We start from the raw sequence: 17861 nt of genomic DNA on the forward strand, positions 1-17861 counted from the left end.
GTCTATGCCTATAATGTTAAAACTATTATTATGAATAAAAAATCTTTGTTAACCTTTTTTGTTGTACTTGCCACCCTATTTTTCTCTCAAATAAGTTATTCTCAGGTTACTTCTGCTTTACAAGGAAGATATCAAGTTATTTCTCCGTCTAATGCTGATATTACTGAAATTTCTGCAAATGAAATTATTGTTCGGGCAGGAGAGTCTGTTGTAGAACAGTACAATCTCATAGAGACAAAAGATGATGTGTATTATTTTGCGAAAGTTAATTTAAGAACTCCTTCTAAAGCAAATTCAGAAGAAAAGAGAATATATCAATTTAAGATAATTGAGGTAAAAGATAATGAATATACAATCCATGTTCTTATACCAAATGGTAAGGAAATGGAGATCCAATTAAGAAAATTATAAACTATTATAACCAATACTATTAAACAAGTCTTTATGAAAAATCTACTTATTTTAATTTTAACGCTATTTTTTCTTTTTGCTTTTAAAAACGAAACCCTCGCAATTGGTGGTGGTGATTGGGTAGATCCACCTGCAGGGATGCCTAGTTGCGCAGGTCAAGATGCTCCTGGAAACACAGCATGTATTGCCACGCCCATTTGTGATTTAAATGGATACTGTGGTACTACTTCCTCTTCTTATGGCGCTAATACTTGGAGTCAGTTGACAAGTGCTTTCTGTGGTTCCATTGAGAATAATGCTTTCTTATCATTCACTGCTATTAATAGTAGTATAAGCTTTGATGCATACGTATATAATTGTTATGATGATGAAGCTATCCAAGTATTTATTTTTAGCGCAGCTAGCTGTAATAGTGGTCCTGTAACAGCTCATGTATGTGTAAATGAAATGTATGCACAGAATAGTACATATAATGTCTCTGCGTCAGGTTTAATTCCAGGCAACCAATATTACATCATGATTGATGGATTTGGAGGAGATGTCTGTGATTATACCTTTGTTGCTACATCTGGGGTTGCAACACCGGTAAGTTCCCAAGGTGCAGAAGTTTCAATAGATCCTAGTAATAACTATACGTTATGTGAAGGTGGAAGTTTAACTGTTACTGCTTCTGGTGGTTATGGTGGTTATGCTTGGTCTGGAGATCCTGGATTAGGTGGTACTACTGGAACAACAGTAGTTATTACTCCACCTAGTACACCTGGTGTATATAATTATCATATTGAATCTACAGGTATGCAAGGAATGTGTCCTGGTAGTGAAGATTATGATTTTACTATAACTGTAGTTCCTGCAAATCAACCAACATTATCTTCAACAGATCCTACCTGCAATGCTTGTGATGGTACTGTTTCGGCTAGTATGTCTGGAGCTACTTTCTCTTGGGAAGATATCAATGGAACTGCTCTAGGAAATACGAGTTCCTTATCTAACCTTTGTGCAGGAAGTTATATTGTGACTACTAGTTATGGTGGCGGTTCATGTAATATAATTGACACTATTTCTATTTTTGCACCTGGTGCTGATGATCCAAGTTTTAACTTTGCTAATTTTTGTATCGAATCTTCAAACGGTCCTACTGGAATAGTTAGCTCGGGTGGAAGCTTTAGCTTTAATCCAGCGCCAAGTGATGGTGCGACTATAAATTCAAGCACGGGAGTTATTTCGAATCCTACAGTTGGAACAACATATACTGTTGAGCATACAACTACGGGAGTTTGCCCTCAAACAAGTTCTCAAAATGTTACAGCTAATGGATTCACGATTTCTTCTAACTCTACGAATGCTAACTGTGGAGCAGCCGATGGAAGTATTACAGTTACCCCAACAGGTAATGGTTCTACGTATAATTATTCTTTAAATGGAGGTACATCTCAAGCAAGTGGAAATTTTGCTAATCTATCTGCTGGCTCCTACTCAATTTCTGTTACAGATAACAATGGTTGTACGGCTACTGGTTCTGCTTCTATTGGAAATATTGGTGCGCCTTATTTTGAAGCACCTCAAGATGCTTCTATTTGTTTAGGCCAGAATGTTACACTTACAGCAAATAATCCTAATGGGGCAACTATTACATGGGATAATGGGATTACTGATGGGGTTGCTTTTACACCAAGTTCTGCTGGAACTACGGTTTATACTGTAACCGCCACAGCGTCTAATGGATGTGATACAACTGCTACTGTATCAGTTACAGTGTATGATAATCCTACTCCATCGTTTACAGCAGATGTAACAAAAGGATGTAACCCTTTAACAGTAACTTTTACAGATAATTCAGGAATAACTTCTACTGACTGTTTATGGGACTTAGGTGATGGAAATTCAAGTACAGATTGTAATTCTGTAACTCACGTTTATGATCAATCTGGAACATATACGGTTACCCTAACTATAACCGATAATAATACGTGTTCTGGTACAGCAAGTCAAACTAATTATATTGAAGTAATTGATGCTGTAGTGGCTAATTTTACTGCTAATCCGATGGAAACTACAACTAAAGATCCAGAAGTTGACTTTACAAATGCTTCTTCCAATGCTACAGATTATATATGGGATTTTGGAGATGGTTCTTCTAATAGTACAGATTTAAATCCAACACATTTATTTCCTAGTGATGAACCAGGAACGTATATTGTAACTCTATATGCAAGTAATGAGAGTTGTATGGATTCTGCCCAAGTAACAATCAATATAATTTATCCAGACCCTGAGTATGAGCTTCCAAATGTCTTTACGCCAAATGGAGATGGAGATAATGATTTCTTTAAATTTATATACTATAATAACATTAAGAAGATTGATTTGGTTATTGTAAATCGCTGGGGTAATGCTGTGTTTACAAGTGATAAACCAGATTTCAATTGGAATGGTAAAGTGAATAACTCTGGAGGGCTATGTTCTGAGGGAGTATATTTCTACAAGATGACTATATATGACTTTACAGATAATGAATATCCTGTGCATGGATTTGTTCATCTAGCAGGAAAGTAATTCAGGTAACTAGCTATTTAAAAAGGCGTGACTTTGTCATGCCTTTTTTGTAATCTTTAATAAATGAATCTTGTTTTAAAAAAAAATCCCGATAGTTCGCTATCAGGATTTTGATTTTTACGTGGGCCCTACAGGATTCGAACCTGTGACCCCCTGCTTGTAAGGCAGGTGCTCTGAACCAGCTGAGCTAAGAGCCCTATTTTTTTAATTGCTATTCGTTAATAGCAATGCGGGGGCAAATATAATCACATTTTTTAAATAGATACCTAGTTTTCTTATTTTTTTTAAATAATTTCTTCTAATAAATAGAAACTCCCAAAGACAAGAAGTAATTCATCCTCCAGTGTACTTTCTTTTGCTATTTGAAAAGCTTTCTTTACATCATTGAAATAGCTGATATTCAATTGATTTAGATGTTCTATTTGCTTAAATTCTTCTATTGTTGTAGAACGTTTGTTTTTAAATTCAGAAATGTAGTATATCCAGCCTTTGGGAAATAATTGAATAATTTTTAATATGTTTTTGTCATTAGATGCTCCATAAAGTGCACGAATTTGTTTGGTAGGGTATTCCATCTGAATATCATGAATAAGTCGTTCAACCCCCATTTGATTGTGAGCTACATCCAAAATGATTAGTGGATTTATACTATATATCTGTTTACGCACTATCCATCCACTATTTTTCCATAGATTGTCAATAGCTCTTTTTTTAAAATTATTCCGAATAAGTTTTGGTGTGTCTTTGAGTAGAAAATCATCTATGGCAGTGAATGCTACTTGTTTGTTATGTTCAAAAACTGTTGAATCGGTTTCTTTTGATATAAATGAGATTGGAGCTTTTTCTTTCTTAGCTTTATTTCTAAAGATTTGATCCAGCTCTTTATCGCTTTCTCCAATAATTATGGGAATCTTTGCTTTGATAATTCCTGCTTTTTCATTGGCTATCTGCTCGCGTGTATCTCCTAATATCGCTGTATGGTCTAATCCAATATTTGTTATGATTGTTAAAATGGGATGTATGATATTGGTTGCGTCTAATCTTCCTCCTAATCCTGTCTCTACAACAATAATATCACATTTCTTTTGATAAAAATAGGAGAGAGCCATAACCCAACTCATCTCAAAAAAGGAGGGCGAAATAGTAAACTTTAATTCCTGAAATTTAGAAATATAATTTACCACTTCTTCTTCAGAGATCATTTCTCCATTTATACGAATACGCTCACGAAAATCTTTGATATGTGGTGATGTGAATAACCCAACTTTCTTCCCTGATTCAGTTAATGTACTGGCAATAATGCTACAAGTTGTTCCTTTACCATTTGTACCCGCTATATGTATGAACTTCATTTTTTCAATAGGCACATTGAGAACGGACACTAATTTTCTAGTGTTATCTAATGTCGGTTTAAATGCAGTATTACCAATTTTTTGAAAAGCTGGAAACTGATTGAACAACCAATCCACCTTTTTTTTGTATAAAGAATCATCCATCTTAGCTTGGGCGCACAGTAACCGTATAATAAGCTATTTCATTTTGAGCACCATCTTTTGCCTCATAACGAACTTCTTGCTTAGCAAGTTCCACTACTTCGTCTATTAGCTTTTGATTAGTAGTGGTTGTTTTATCACGAATAACATCTACACGCACTACTTTACCTTGCGCATCTATGGTTAATTTAAGTGCAACTTCACATTTCTCGTTGTTTATGGTGTGAGGCTTAGATGTAATATTTTTTGTTCTTATCCGAGTTTTTCCTTTTGAGCCAGTGCCAGGATCTCCTGCACCTGAACCAGGACCATTATCAGAACCTAATCCAGGTCCAGTACCATCCTTACCTTGTCCACCAGTTCCAGTTCCAGAAAAAGGGTTTGGAGCACTTGTATTTTCAGTATTGGATTGTTTTCCTTCTGTTTTCCCTTTTCCAGAAGTGACTTTTACAGGGGAATCCTCCTTTTGAGTAGCTTGTTCTTTAGGCTCATTTTTAGTTGGTTGTGGAAGAGGATTTACTTGTTCGCTTGGAGAACCTCCGCCACCATTATTGATATCAAAATCGGTAATTCCTTCTTCTCCTAATATAATAGGAATAGGTACTGTTATTTTTGGAGGATCAGGCTCACTATACTTAATAAAGAAAAGAATAAAGAGAAGTGATAATACATATATTATCGCTATAATAATCCCATTGCGATTATCGGACTTATCAACTATCGGAACTACAGCCATAACGCACTATTTTAAGTTATTAATCATAGGCAAGAACTGGTTTCCAGCCTCTAGACTTTGATAAAGCCAGAATCTGGAAAACAGCTTCATAAGATGCCTTTCGAGCACCTGCAATTTTAACTTTCATTTCAGGGGTCTTCTCAACCTCCTGAATTAAGAAATCATGAATCTGATCATAAGTTGCGCCATCTGTTTTTATGCCAAATGGATTCTGTGTATTTTTTTCATCACTTAACATAATCTGATACAAGTCATTCTCAGTAACCACAATAGTTGTTGTTGTATTTTCTTTTGAAGTCTCTAATGTTTCATTCGGTTGGGGTAACTCAACAGGAGTGTTCTTTTCTGACATGGTGCTCATAATAATGAAGAATACCAACAACAAGAACACTAAATCTGTCATAGAGGCCATTCCCCCTTCTACCTTTACCTTATTTTGAGATCTAAGATTCATTCTTTATCTTTCTATTTTGAAGGAGTATTTAAAACATCCATAAATTCCATAGCGTCATTTTCCATACGGTAAACTACTTTTGAAATTTGAGAAACTAAATAGTTATATCCCATAAACGCTACAATACCTACAATTAATCCAGCTACAGTTGTAATCATTGCAGTCATAATACCTGGTGCGATAGTGCCCAGATCAAGAGTGTCTAGGAATTTCATAGCATTAAATGTCTGAACCATACCGATAACTGTTCCCAAGAAACCAATCATAGGACCAGAACCAGAAGCACTCGCTAAAAAACTTAATCTTTGCTCTAGTCGAGCAATTTCTAACTTTCCTGTATTTTCAATAGTAGATGAAATAATATCGATAGGTTTTCCTATGCGATCTATTCCTTTTTCCAACATTCTAGCAGATGGGGAATCCGTACGGATACACAGATTCTTTGCTTCATCTATTTTCCCTTCGGATAGAAATCTTTTTATTTCAGAAATAAAGTTAGGTTGTGCTTTAGAGGCTCTTCTTAAAGCTAAAAATCGTTCCACAAACACATATACTGCATACACGGACATAATAGCCAACACGACCATAATGATTAATCCTATTGCAGTGTTGCATGCCTCAGCGACAGCTTCCCAAATAGCCACTTCTTTATAACCCTCATTTACTCCTGTAGAAACAGAGTCATTTGCGATTTGTAATAAAAATGAAATTCCCATACTTATATCAACGAAATAAAAATTGTTTTGTTATATACGAACTATCCAAAAATAGCTCTTTCCATTAAGTACCATCCTGCTCCTCCAAAAAATCCTAACATGGCTAATAGAGAAATATTCTTTACATACCAAAAGAAATTGATTTTCTCCATTCCCATAGCCACAACTCCTGCTGCAGAACCAATGATCAAAATGGAACCTCCAGTACCTGCACTGTATGCAATAAAATGCCATACCAATTCATCTATACCTTCGGTAAACATTCCCATACTAGCCGCTACTAATGGAACGTTATCAATTACAGCTGAAGCCAAACCTAGTACAATAATAAAAGGAGATTCGCCCATGCTTGCGCTTACTGTTTGTCCAAAGTTAAAGATTACACCGATAGATTCAAGAGCGCCAACAGTTAACAAGATACCTAAGAAGAATAGTATAGATGGCATTTCGATTCTTGAAAGCGCTCCTACTAATGGACCTTTTCCTGCGTGATGGTCTTCGTCATTTGCGTCACCTGACATAGAAAGTGCTTTCAATTGTTTGTGAGCTTTTAATTCAGCTACTATAGCTACAATAGCTAAAGAGAACATCATTCCCATAAAAGGAGGCAAACCAATAACTGTTTTCAATACCGGAACCATCACAATCATTATCAAACCTAGATACATCATAGTTGAAGCATTTGGGTCAACCTTCTCTTCTTGTGGTAAATCAAAAGTTCCTTTAAATGGTTTCATGAAACTTGCAATAGCGGTAGGGATTATAAAACATATTAAAGAAGGAATAAATAAATACTCCATTAATTTAGGTGCTGTTACTTTGTTTCCAATCCAAAGCATAGTAGTAGTTACATCACCAATTGGGGACCAAGCACCCCCTGCATTTGCAGCAATAACAATAAGACCAGCATACCAGATTCTATCTTCATTCTTATCTAATAATTTTCTCAGTATAGAAATCAATACGATAGTTGAGGTTAAATTATCAATAATAGAAGATAAAACAAAGGCCAAAAATGCGATAATCCAAAGTAAAGATCTTTTTGAATGTGTTTTTACAAATTTCTTAATAGTAGAGAAGCCATCGAAATGCTCAATGATTTCAACGATTGTCATTGCTCCTAGAAGAAAGATTAGAATTTCAGCAGTTTCCTCAAAATGATGCGCTAAAGATTCATGTACTAGATCCATTCGTGCAGCTTCTCCTAGACCAGTAATATCAATGAGAGCCTTTTCACCTGAGTTAAACCATTCAGTAAAAGCGCTTACATCTAAAAATATAGCAGCCCAAGCGACCACCATCATTAAAAGTGCAGGGATTAATTTATCTAATTTTAATTTATCCTCAAGAGTTATAGCTGTATAACCGATAACGAAGACAAGGACAATGAAAGTAATCATTTTCTTATAGTTTAGTTTTTAAATAATGTTAATTTACTGAACAAATTTAGAAATAATTTGATACTGATATTCTTTTCAGCAAAATAAATGATAAACGGTTGAATGTGCATAAATCTCCATATTCAGATCACCTATGGTATTACAATATTTCCCGAACATGAATCTCTCCTTGCTCCTGTTACACTTGCCCATACATTTGTTTCATTTCTCCAACGTAAAAGTCCAAGAAAAGCAAAACCAATCGCTTCTTTAAAATCAATGATTCTACTGTCAGGTAAAATAATTTTACTTTTAGTATTTGATTGAATACGTTCTATGAGAAAATTGTTTTTTGCACCACCTCCTGTGACTAAGGTTGTTTTTGCATGTGTATCATCTAATGATTTTCCTATCTGATTTGCAAAATGTTCGTACAGGGTTCGAACCTGGTTCTGAATGTTTGGTTCCAAAGAAAGTAAAGGTAATATATGTTCTTCTACCCATTCCCAACCTAAAGATTTTGGAAAGGATTGTTGATAATAATTGAGTCTATTTAATTTTTGTAATAATTCCTGATTAATAATTCCTGTTTTTCCAAAATTCCCTCTATCATCATATTCTTTACCTTGTTCCTGCATAATTTTATTAATTACGATATTAACTGGACAGATATCATAAGAATAAACTTGATTCTCTTTCAGAAATGAAAAATTACTAAAGCCTCCTAGATTTAAAAAAGTATCAGCATATTGTTTGAACAACAAGAAATCAGCCACTGGAATTAATGGTGCTCCATTTCCTCCTAAAGCAACATCTTTTGTGCGAAAATCAACTACTGTTGGTAGATTAGTGGTAACAGCTAATTCTGGTCCATTTCCAATTTGAAGTGTATATCCTTTATCAGGTTGATGGAAAATGGTTTGCCCATGACTAGCAATAAAATCAATAGTATTCTTGTCAATGGAATATTGGTCAATGAAGTCATTTACTATTTCGCCATAATACTTTCCCAACTTAGAACTAAGTTCAAGAATTTCAGGAGTTTTAAATGAATAGGCCTCTTTTAATTCTAAATAAGTCATCTTATTATATGGAAATAAATGGCAGTTTAAAACTTTAAACTCCCATCGATTTTTATCATTCAGAAAAAACTCAACTTCTACAACATCCACTCCATCTAAAGAAGTTCCTGACATTAAACCAATAACATGATATTTACCCACTATTGACAAATTATTTAACAGAGTTTAAATATTTCAATTATTTTTGTGAAAAATCAAATTATTATGAAAATCTTTTTTCATGAATAAGATAAATTAAGCTATTTAAATTAAAATACGTAAAATGAATTTTGAATTAACCGAGGAGCAAAAAGCAGTACGTGATGCGGCACGTGACTTTGCACAGAATGTATTAAAACCAACAGTTATTGAGCGAGATGATAATCAGAGAGTAGCTCATGAAGAATTGAAACAATTGGGAGAACTTGGATTCTTAGGAATGATGGTCGACCCTAAATATGGTGGTGGTGGTATGGATACTATTTCGTATGCATTAGCAATGGAAGAGATATCTAAGGTTGATGCTTCAGTATCCGTTTGCATGAGTGTAAATAACTCATTGGTTTGTTGGGGATTAGAGATGTTTGGAACAGAAGAACAAAAACAAAAATATTTAGTTCCACTTGCAAAAGGAGAAAAAATTGGCGCTTTTTGTCTTTCAGAACCAGAAGCAGGATCAGATGCTACTTCACAACGTACAACAGCAGAAGATAAAGGTGATTATTATCTTCTAAATGGCACTAAAAACTGGATTACAAATGGTTCTACAGCATCTATTTATTTAGTGGTTGCACAAACACATCCAGAAAAAGGTCACCACGGAATTAATGTCCTAATCGTTGAAAGAGGAATGGAAGGATTTGAAGTAGGTCCAAAAGAAAATAAAATGGGTATCCGTGGAAGTGATACGCATAGTCTAGGGTTCACAAATGTAAAAGTACCAAAGGAAAATCGAATTGGAGAAGACGGATTTGGATTCAAATTTGCCATGAAGACATTATCTGGTGGTAGAATAGGTATTGCAGCTCAAGCCTTAGGTATTGCAGCAGGAGCTTTGGATTTAGCTGTTGCTTACTCTAAAGAAAGGCAAGCATTTGGAAAACCGATTAATGAGCACCAAGCTGTTGCTTTTAAATTAGCTGACATGGCCACACAAGTAGAGACAGCACGTTTAATGGTTCATAAAGCGGCTTGGGAGAAAGATCAGCATGTGAATTTTGACACTTCCAGTGCTATGGCAAAATTGTATGCTTCCGAAATCGCACAAACTGTAACAAGTGAAGCTGTTCAGATTCATGGAGGTTATGGATATGTAAAAGAGTACCATGTAGAGCGATTGATGCGTGACGCTAAAATCACACAAATTTATGAAGGAACATCTGAAATTCAGAAGATTGTAATCTCTCGTAATGTTATAAAAGGATAATTATTTGGCATTATTAATAAATTGTCTTAAATTTGAAATTCAATTAAAAAAAACAAAATATGAAAAGAATTTATTTAGGTTTAATTACTATTATGGGTAGCGGCCTCGTTTTGGCACAAAATTACCCAACAATGAGCGTAGCTAAGAATAAAACTGTTGTAGAAGCAACAGCGAGTGATGTTACAAATAAAGCAGAGGGAGATATTATTTGGCAAAATGATTTTTCTAATGCTACAGATTGGACAAAAGTAGCTGTAGTTGGAATGGATAACTGGGTGATTGGAACAGCAGTCCCTTCAGGAGATTTCCCAATAGATCCAATCAATTCCACTTCAAAAGCAAATGGATATGCATTATTTGATTCTGACTTAATGTGTTCTGGAAATCAAAATGCTTATATATACAATACAACTCCAATTGATTTATCCGGATTTGCTAATGCAAACCTTACTTTTGAGTCATATTATAGAAAGTTTCAAGGTCAATGTTTCGTAGGATTCTCTACAGATGCAACTAATTGGGCATGGGTTGAAGTACATACATCACTTGTTGTAAATGAAAGTTCGGCTAATCCAACAATTGTTTCTATTCCTACAGTAGGTATAGGTGGGTCTTCTACAGCGTATGTAGCTTTTAGATACGTAGGTGGATGTGATTATGCTTGGATGGTGGATGATGTAAAACTTGTTGAGCCATTTGATAATAATGTTGAAATCTCAAAACTTTTCCAAGCTACAGAAATAGGAACAACTGAAGGCTTAGATTATTTCTATATTCCTGCTTCTCAAGCTAGTTTTCCTGGATTAACTTTTGGTATTTATGCTAGTAATGTTGGTGGTCAATCACAAACAGTTACAATAGATGCTACAGGACCTTCTTACACTGAAAGCAGTAACTCAAAAGTTATTGCACCAGGAGCAATGGATTCATTATCAATTGCGGAACCATTTATGATTCCAACTGCTGTAGGTGCTTATACAGTTAATTTCGTAGCTTCTCTCTCTGGAGGCGCAAATAATTATACTGGAATTAATAAATATGAAATCAACAGAACTCAATTTGTTTACGGAAGAGATAACGGAACAGCAAAGAGTGCAATTTCAAACTTTTCTAGTAATGGAGGGAAAGAATTTAAAATTGGTAATGTCATGGAAATATTTGATGATATGACTATTACTGGTGTTCAAGTGGCTTTAGCAAATAACCAACCAAATGCTGTTGGACAATTATTTGATGCTTCTATCGAAATCTTAAATAGTACAGGAGATGATTTTGAATATTTAGTTGATTCTGATGTACATACTATTGCTACTGAAGATTTAGGTGCTTTTGTTACCCTTCCACTAGATGGAGGTCCTGTAACTATTCCAGCGGGATCTGTTGTATTGGTAATGGCTCACCACTTTGGTGATGGAGGTACTGGTAATGATGATGTTGCATTCCTAGGTGCTCAATCTACAACAGAGCAAACTGTTTTAGGTTACGATGCAGGCGGAACAAGATATTATTTAGGTAGCCCAAGCGCACTTATGGTTCGTTTAACTGAAGAAGTAACAAATGGATTGAATAGTAATGAATTAACTGGAGTAAGTGTCTATCCAAACCCAACATCAGGTATTATTACTGTTACAAACGATGCTAATGCTCGTAATACAATTGTAATTACAGATGTTACAGGAAAGAATATTTTAACAACAGCTTCAACTACAAATGAAGTTATTGATTTAAGTTCTTTTGGTGCTGGTATTTACTTTGTAAATGTTTCAAACGAAAACGGAAGAATAGTTAAAAAGATTATTGTAGATTAATAATTACAATTATAAATTTTAAATGGAGCATTCAGTGAGTGCTCCATTTTTTTTTGTACTTTCATCATCTAAATTTTAGATATATCATGAAAGTATATACAAAAACAGGAGATAAGGGAACAACGGCATTAATCGGAGGAAAAAGAGTAGCTAAAAATGATATTCGTGTAGAAACTTATGGCACCGTTGATGAATTGAATTCATGGGTGGGTTTACTAAGAGATCATCGTGAAATACTACCTGAGCAATACAATCAATTAATAGAAATTCAAGACAGATTATTTACCATTGAAACAATTTTTGCATCTCAGCCAGAAGGAGTGAAAATGAGTCTACCACCTGTTTTTGAAAATGATATTATTTTTCTCGAAAATGCAATTGATGAAATGAATGATACGTTGCCTCCTCTTACAAAATTTGTATTACCCGGGGGTTCAAAATTACTTTCATTCTGTCATATTGCCAGATGTGTATGTAGAAGAGCTGAAAGATTGGCTGTAGGTATAGAAGATGAGAGTGAACAATATAGAATCAGCCTCAAATATCTTAATAGATTAAGTGATTATCTCTTTGTATTGACTCGAAAAATCGCCTTTGATAATAATATAAAAGAGGTAGAATGGCAAGCAAGAAAATAATTGTGTAACTATAATTTGTATTTAATAAAAATAATTATATTTTTGCGCTCCTGATAAAAAAGGAAACAACAAATTATAAGATAATAACCTATTAAAAATTAAGATAATATGTACTGGACACTAGAATTAGCTTCTTATTTAGAAGATGCTCCATGGCCGGCAGCAAAAGATGAGTTAATTGATTATGCAATTAGAACAGGAGCTCCTCTTGAAGTAGTTGAAAGTTTGCAGAGCCTTGAGGATGAAGGAGAAATTTATGAAAGTATGGAAGATATCTGGCCTGATTATCCATCTAAAGAAGATTTTTTCTTTAATGAAGATGAATATTAAAATCCCATAAAAAAAGCCTTGCACAAGGCTTTTTTTGTTTATATACGACAGTTTGACAGTTAGGATGTTATTGGAATAATTTGTGCTACTAAAAAACTGTTAATTTTATTATCTTATGCTTCAAAGACAGTATTATTATTTTAATTTTGAAGCCTTAAACAAAAATACAAAATGGTAGTAGGACTATTAAAGAAATTATTAGGAGATAAGTCAGCAAAAGATAGAAAGACTTTCCAACCCATCATAGATGCAGTAAACCAGATTCATTCATCTATTATGCATATTAGCGATGATGATCTTAGGAAAAGAACTACTACTTTTAAAGAGAAAATTCAATCTGAAACAAAAGGTATCGGGGATCAAATTGCAGAACTTGAAGCGAAAGGAAATCATCCAGATACGAATGTAACAGACAAAGAAGAGATATTTGCCGAAGTAGATAAATTGAAAGAGGAGTTAGATAGTAAAATAGAAGAGGTTCTTAAAGATATTTTGCCTGATGCTTTTGCTACTGTTAGAGAAACTGCTAGAAGATGGACGGAAAATAAGCAACTGGTTGTTACTGCTACTGATTATGATAGAGATATGGCAAAACACTTCGATGGCTTAACGATTGAAGGTGATAAGGCTATTTGGAAAAATTCATGGACAGCAGCTGGGAATAAGGTAGAATGGAACATGGTGCATTACGATGTTCAGATTATGGGAGGTGCTGTTTTGCATGAAGGAAGTATTGCAGAAATGCAGACAGGAGAAGGAAAAACGTTGGTAGCTACTCTTCCCGTATATTTGAATGCACTTGCAGAGAAAGGAGTACATCTGGTAACTGTAAATGATTACCTAGCACGACGTGATAGTGAATGGATGGGCCCTCTTTACCAATTTCATGGTTTAACCGTTGATTGTATAGATAAACATAAGCCTAATTCTGAATCAAGGAGACAGGCATATTTGGCTAATATTACTTTTGGAACAAATAATGAATTTGGTTTTGACTATTTGCGCGATAATATGTCAGGAGATGTGGAAAGTTTGGTTCAAAAGAAACACCACTATGCTATTGTCGATGAGGTTGACTCTGTATTGATTGACGATGCACGAACTCCTTTGATTATATCAGGACCTACTCCTAGAGGTGATGAACAAGAATATGTAGCATTAAAACCTGTTGTGGAAAGAGTTGTCAATGCACAACGACAGTTAATCAATAAGATTTTGGCCGAAGCTAAAAAAGATTTAGCAGTAATAAATGAACCTATCGAAGATAAGAAGGAGATGAAAAGACTCCTAGATGAGGGTGGTCAGAAATTATTACGTGCTCACAGAGGTCTTCCAAAAAATAAAGCACTTATTAAATTCCTTTCTGAGCCTGGAATCAAAGCCCATTTACAAAAAACAGAGAATTTCTATATGGCTGAGCAGAATAAACACATGCCTATTATTGATAATGAACTTTATTTTGTAATTGACGAAAAAAACAATACAATTGATCTGACAGATAGAGGAATTGATTTAATGTCAGGAACTGACGATCCTACATTTTATATCATGCCTGATTTTGGAGCAGAAATGGCGAAAATTGAAAATGCTGATATAAACATAGAAGAAAAGGCTAATAAGAAAGAAGAATTGATTCGTGAATATGGTATTAAGTCTGAAAGAATTCATAGTGTGAATCAATTACTAAAGGCTTATACACTGTTTGAAATTGAAGTTGAATACGTCATTGCCGATGGGAAAGTAAAAATTGTGGATGAATCTACCGGTCGTATTATGGAAGGTCGTAGATATTCAGATGGATTACATCAAGCAATCGAGGCTAAAGAGAATGTAAAGGTAGAAGACGCCACTCAAACCTATGCAACGATTTCTCTTCAAAACTATTTTAGAATGTACCACAAACTTGCAGGTATGACTGGTACAGCTGAAACAGAGGCAAAAGAGTTTTGGGATATCTATAAATTAGATGTCGTAGTTATTCCTACGAATAAACCAATAGCAAGAGCAGATGAAGAAGATTTAGTATTTAAAACTGCAAGAGAAAAATATAATGCTGTTATTGATGAGATTGAACGTTTGGTGGGAATTGGCAGACCAGTTCTCGTAGGAACAACAACAGTTGAGATTTCTGAATTATTGAGCAGAATGTTGAAAATGAAAGGAATCCCTCACAACGTATTAAATGCGAAACATCACCAACAAGAATCTGAAATTGTTGCAGAAGCAGGTAAAGCTGGCAAAGTTACCATTGCAACAAACATGGCTGGTCGAGGTACCGACATTAAGTTAGGAGAAGGCGTAAGAGAAGCAGGAGGATTAGCTATTATTGGTACAGAACGACACGATTCTAGAAGGGTAGATAGACAGTTACGCGGACGTTCTGGTCGTCAGGGAGATCCAGGTTCTTCTCAATTCTTTGTGTCTCTGGAAGATGATTTAATGCGTAAATTCGGTTCTGAGCGAATTGCTAAAGTAATGGATAGTAGAATGGTAAGGTTAAAAGATGGGGAAGTTATTCAACATAGTTTAATTACTAAATCTATTGAAAGAGCACAGAAAAAGGTTGAAGAGAATAACTTTGGTATGCGTAAGCATTTATTGGAATATGACGATGTAATGAATGCTCAACGTAAGGCTATATATAGAAAACGTAAGAATGCTTTGTTTGGAGAGCGTTTGGATTTAGATATCGCTAATATGTTCTATGACTCCGTAGAGGAAATTGTTAATAGTTACAGTGGAAAAGAAGGGTTTAAAGACTTTGAAATTGAATTAATTCGCATTTTAGGATTACAGTCTCCAATAACAGTTGATGAATTCTCAGGTAAGAACAAAGAAGAGGTTGTTAATAAAGTCTATAACGCTGCTTTGGATAAATACGATGCTAAGAATAAGAGAATTGCGGATTTAGTATATCAGAATGTAGAGGTTCATTATGGACAGCCAGAAAATAGAACCCGACATATTCGTGTGCCATTTACTGATGGACAAAAAGGCATTGAAGTATCTACAACCATCCAAGAAGGGCATGATACACATGGACATTCTATTATCAAACAATTTGAGAAAGCTGTTACATTAGGCTTAATTGACAATGAGTGGAAAGAGCATCTTAGAGAGATGGATGATTTGAAACAATCTGTTCAGCAAGCGCGTCACGAACAAAAAGATCCTCTTCTAGTATATAAATTGGAATCTTATAATCTATTCAGAGATATGATGAATAGATTAAATAAAGATACGGCAGAGTTTCTGATTAAAGGAATTATTCCTGTTCAAGATAGTACTCCTTCTGTTCAAAGTAATGCAACTAAACAGAGCAATAGTTATGCGCAGGCTAGAGTGAATCAGCAAGCGCAAGCTGGAGGAGGAACTCCGCAACGCTTTCAAGGAAGTCAGGGATATGAAGAAGCAATTGCTCAATCTCAGCAACAGAGTATGCCAAAGCAACAACCTATTGTTGCAGAGAAGAAGATAAATCGTAATGACGAATGCCCTTGTGGAAGTGGTAAAAAATATAAGAATTGCCACGGAAAGAACGCTTAATCCATTATATTTTCTAAAGGAAAACGTATAAGATAGGAAACTCCGTTTTGGGAAACAACATCCATAGACCCTTCTAGTTGTTCTACAAGAGATTCTATTAGTTGTAATCCTACAGTTTCTGAATTGTTAAAGTTAGGAGTAAAGCCTATCCCGTTATCTTTAATGGTTAGATGAACTAGCTTGTCTTTTTCTTCAACTCGTACACAAATCTTACCCTCGGTTCTATTTTTAAATGCATATTTAACTGCATTAGTAAAAATTTCATTAACGAGTAATCCACACGGTATGGCTTGATTAATATTGAGGCAGAAGGAATCGATTTCTGTGTTTATCTCTATATGAAGGTTGGGGTCACTTTTATAAGTTTGTATAATGTTTGAAATTAATTCGGAGAGATAACTTTTAAAATCAATAGATGCAAAGTTTTTTGAAGTATATAATTTCTCGTGTATGGCAGACATACTATTGATTCTAGAAACACTGTCACTTAGAGCTCCTTTAATGGTTTCATCCTTAATGTATGAATTTTGAATTCTAAGAATACTTGAAATAATTTGCATATTATTTTTCACGCGGTGATGTATTTCTTTTAATAAGGTTTCTTTTTCTTTAAGAGATTCTTCTAATTGTAAATTTACCTGCATTACTTGTTCTGCTTTTTGTATATCAAGTACCATAGTAGCGCTATACATAGCTCTTTTCATACGTAAGATACCTAAGATAATCATAACAATAACTAAAGCTATATAAAGAATCCCGCCATTTGCTAAGATAAAGGAGACGCCTGCAATTCCAAAGAGGAGAATGAGCGGAAAACAAATTAAATTAATAATACTGAAAATAATAATTTCTTGCACTCTATAGTTTAGGATGTAGCTTATTCCTAGCATCATTATAATCATATTATTGAAGTAGAGACCTACATGCTCCTTATCCGTATAGATCATCATATATGTTCCAGCTCCTATAAAACTCAGATAAATACATGATATAATTATAGTTTCAGAAGTGTTAGTTCTCTTAATAAGGTAAAGTAAGAGAAAAGAAACCAGCATCCCAATAAGTCTTGTAGGCAGAAATTGATAAAAAATGTATGGAGCATAGAAATAATCAAAAATAGTTGCAAGTCCCCATAAAGGTGCGGAAACTATACATATGTAATAGACATATTCACGAAGTCTCTTTTGGATGATCTCTTCAATTCTCAATGGTAAGTAGTTAAAGTTTATACTAAGATAAATAAAATTATGTAATCACCAAATAAGGAGAAATGTAGCTCTGAGAATTAAATTTGATGATAAAATAGA

The 17861-nt window shown here is 34.5% G+C and carries 14 protein-coding genes and 1 tRNA gene; 7 read left to right on the forward strand and 8 right to left on the reverse strand.

Features of this window, described 5'->3' with window-relative positions; all coding sequences use genetic code 11:
- The first annotated feature begins 30 nt into the window (after nt 1-30).
- Together M9897_02435 and M9897_02440 are read left to right on the forward strand one after the other, a co-directional pair.
- Nucleotides 31-411: a hypothetical protein gene (locus M9897_02435; protein MCO5267737.1), complete on the forward strand. Its 381-nt coding sequence runs from the start codon at nt 31-33 to the stop codon at nt 409-411.
- A gap of 33 nt (nt 412-444) precedes the next feature.
- On the forward strand, nt 445-2967 hold the full coding sequence (locus M9897_02440) for a PKD domain-containing protein (protein ID MCO5267738.1): 2523 nt from the start codon (nt 445-447) through the stop codon (nt 2965-2967).
- Nucleotides 2968-3089: 122 nt separating this feature from the next.
- Here the strand turns inward: M9897_02440 and M9897_02445 are convergent.
- The 7 genes from M9897_02445 to M9897_02475 form a co-directional block, all read right to left on the reverse strand.
- Nucleotides 3090-3164 (reverse strand) — tRNA-Val (locus tag M9897_02445).
- 87 nt (nt 3165-3251) lie between these two features.
- The gene (locus tag M9897_02450) at nt 3252-4436 is read right to left on the reverse strand and encodes a Mur ligase family protein (protein MCO5267739.1); all 1185 of its coding nucleotides are present in this window, start codon (nt 4434-4436) and stop codon (nt 3252-3254) included.
- Nucleotides 4437-4464: 28 nt separating this feature from the next.
- Entirely contained in the window at nt 4465-5196 is a 732-nt protein-coding gene (locus M9897_02455; protein ID MCO5267740.1) for a hypothetical protein, read from the reverse strand.
- A 19-nt stretch (nt 5197-5215) separates the two neighbouring features.
- Entirely contained in the window at nt 5216-5650 is a 435-nt protein-coding gene (locus M9897_02460) for a biopolymer transporter ExbD (protein ID MCO5267741.1), read from the reverse strand.
- 11 nt (nt 5651-5661) lie between these two features.
- Nucleotides 5662-6366 carry a MotA/TolQ/ExbB proton channel family protein gene (locus tag M9897_02465; protein ID MCO5267742.1) on the reverse strand — a complete coding sequence of 235 codons (705 nt, stop codon included), beginning with the start codon at nt 6364-6366 and terminating at the stop codon, nt 5662-5664.
- 41 nt (nt 6367-6407) lie between these two features.
- Nucleotides 6408-7766 (reverse strand): sodium:proton antiporter NhaD, encoded by a 1359-nt coding sequence (gene nhaD / locus M9897_02470; GenBank protein MCO5267743.1) that lies wholly within the window; start codon nt 7764-7766, stop codon nt 6408-6410.
- Nucleotides 7767-7897: 131 nt separating this feature from the next.
- A complete protein-coding gene (locus M9897_02475) occupies nt 7898-8968 on the reverse strand; it encodes an anhydro-N-acetylmuramic acid kinase (GenBank protein ID MCO5267744.1) in 1071 nt (356 codons plus the stop codon).
- A 121-nt stretch (nt 8969-9089) separates the two neighbouring features.
- On the opposite strand from M9897_02475, the gene M9897_02480 reads away from it, so the two are divergent.
- The 5 genes from M9897_02480 (at nt 9090) to secA (ending at nt 16554) form a co-directional block, all read left to right on the forward strand.
- Nucleotides 9090-10232 (forward strand): acyl-CoA dehydrogenase, encoded by a 1143-nt coding sequence (locus tag M9897_02480; protein ID MCO5267745.1) that lies wholly within the window; start codon nt 9090-9092, stop codon nt 10230-10232.
- A 59-nt stretch (nt 10233-10291) separates the two neighbouring features.
- Entirely contained in the window at nt 10292-12040 is a 1749-nt protein-coding gene (locus tag M9897_02485) for a T9SS type A sorting domain-containing protein (GenBank protein MCO5267746.1), read from the forward strand.
- Nucleotides 12041-12126: 86 nt separating this feature from the next.
- Nucleotides 12127-12678: a cob(I)yrinic acid a,c-diamide adenosyltransferase gene (locus tag M9897_02490; GenBank protein ID MCO5267747.1), complete on the forward strand. Its 552-nt coding sequence runs from the start codon at nt 12127-12129 to the stop codon at nt 12676-12678.
- A 108-nt stretch (nt 12679-12786) separates the two neighbouring features.
- Nucleotides 12787-13008, forward strand: a complete 222-nt coding sequence (locus tag M9897_02495; protein MCO5267748.1) for a DUF2795 domain-containing protein — start codon at nt 12787-12789, stop codon at nt 13006-13008.
- Between the two features lie 171 nt (nt 13009-13179).
- Entirely contained in the window at nt 13180-16554 is a 3375-nt protein-coding gene (gene secA, locus M9897_02500) for a preprotein translocase subunit SecA (protein ID MCO5267749.1), read from the forward strand.
- Here the strand turns inward: secA and M9897_02505 are convergent.
- Nucleotides 16551-17762, reverse strand: a complete 1212-nt coding sequence (locus M9897_02505) for a sensor histidine kinase (protein ID MCO5267750.1) — start codon at nt 17760-17762, stop codon at nt 16551-16553. The two genes, secA and M9897_02505, sit on opposite strands and share 4 nt — an antisense overlap.
- Between the last annotated feature and the right edge of the window lie 99 nt (nt 17763-17861).

The sequence above is a fragment of the Brumimicrobium sp. genome, assembly GCA_023957385.1.
Classification (GTDB): Bacteria; Bacteroidota; Bacteroidia; order Flavobacteriales_D; family Crocinitomicaceae; genus Brumimicrobium.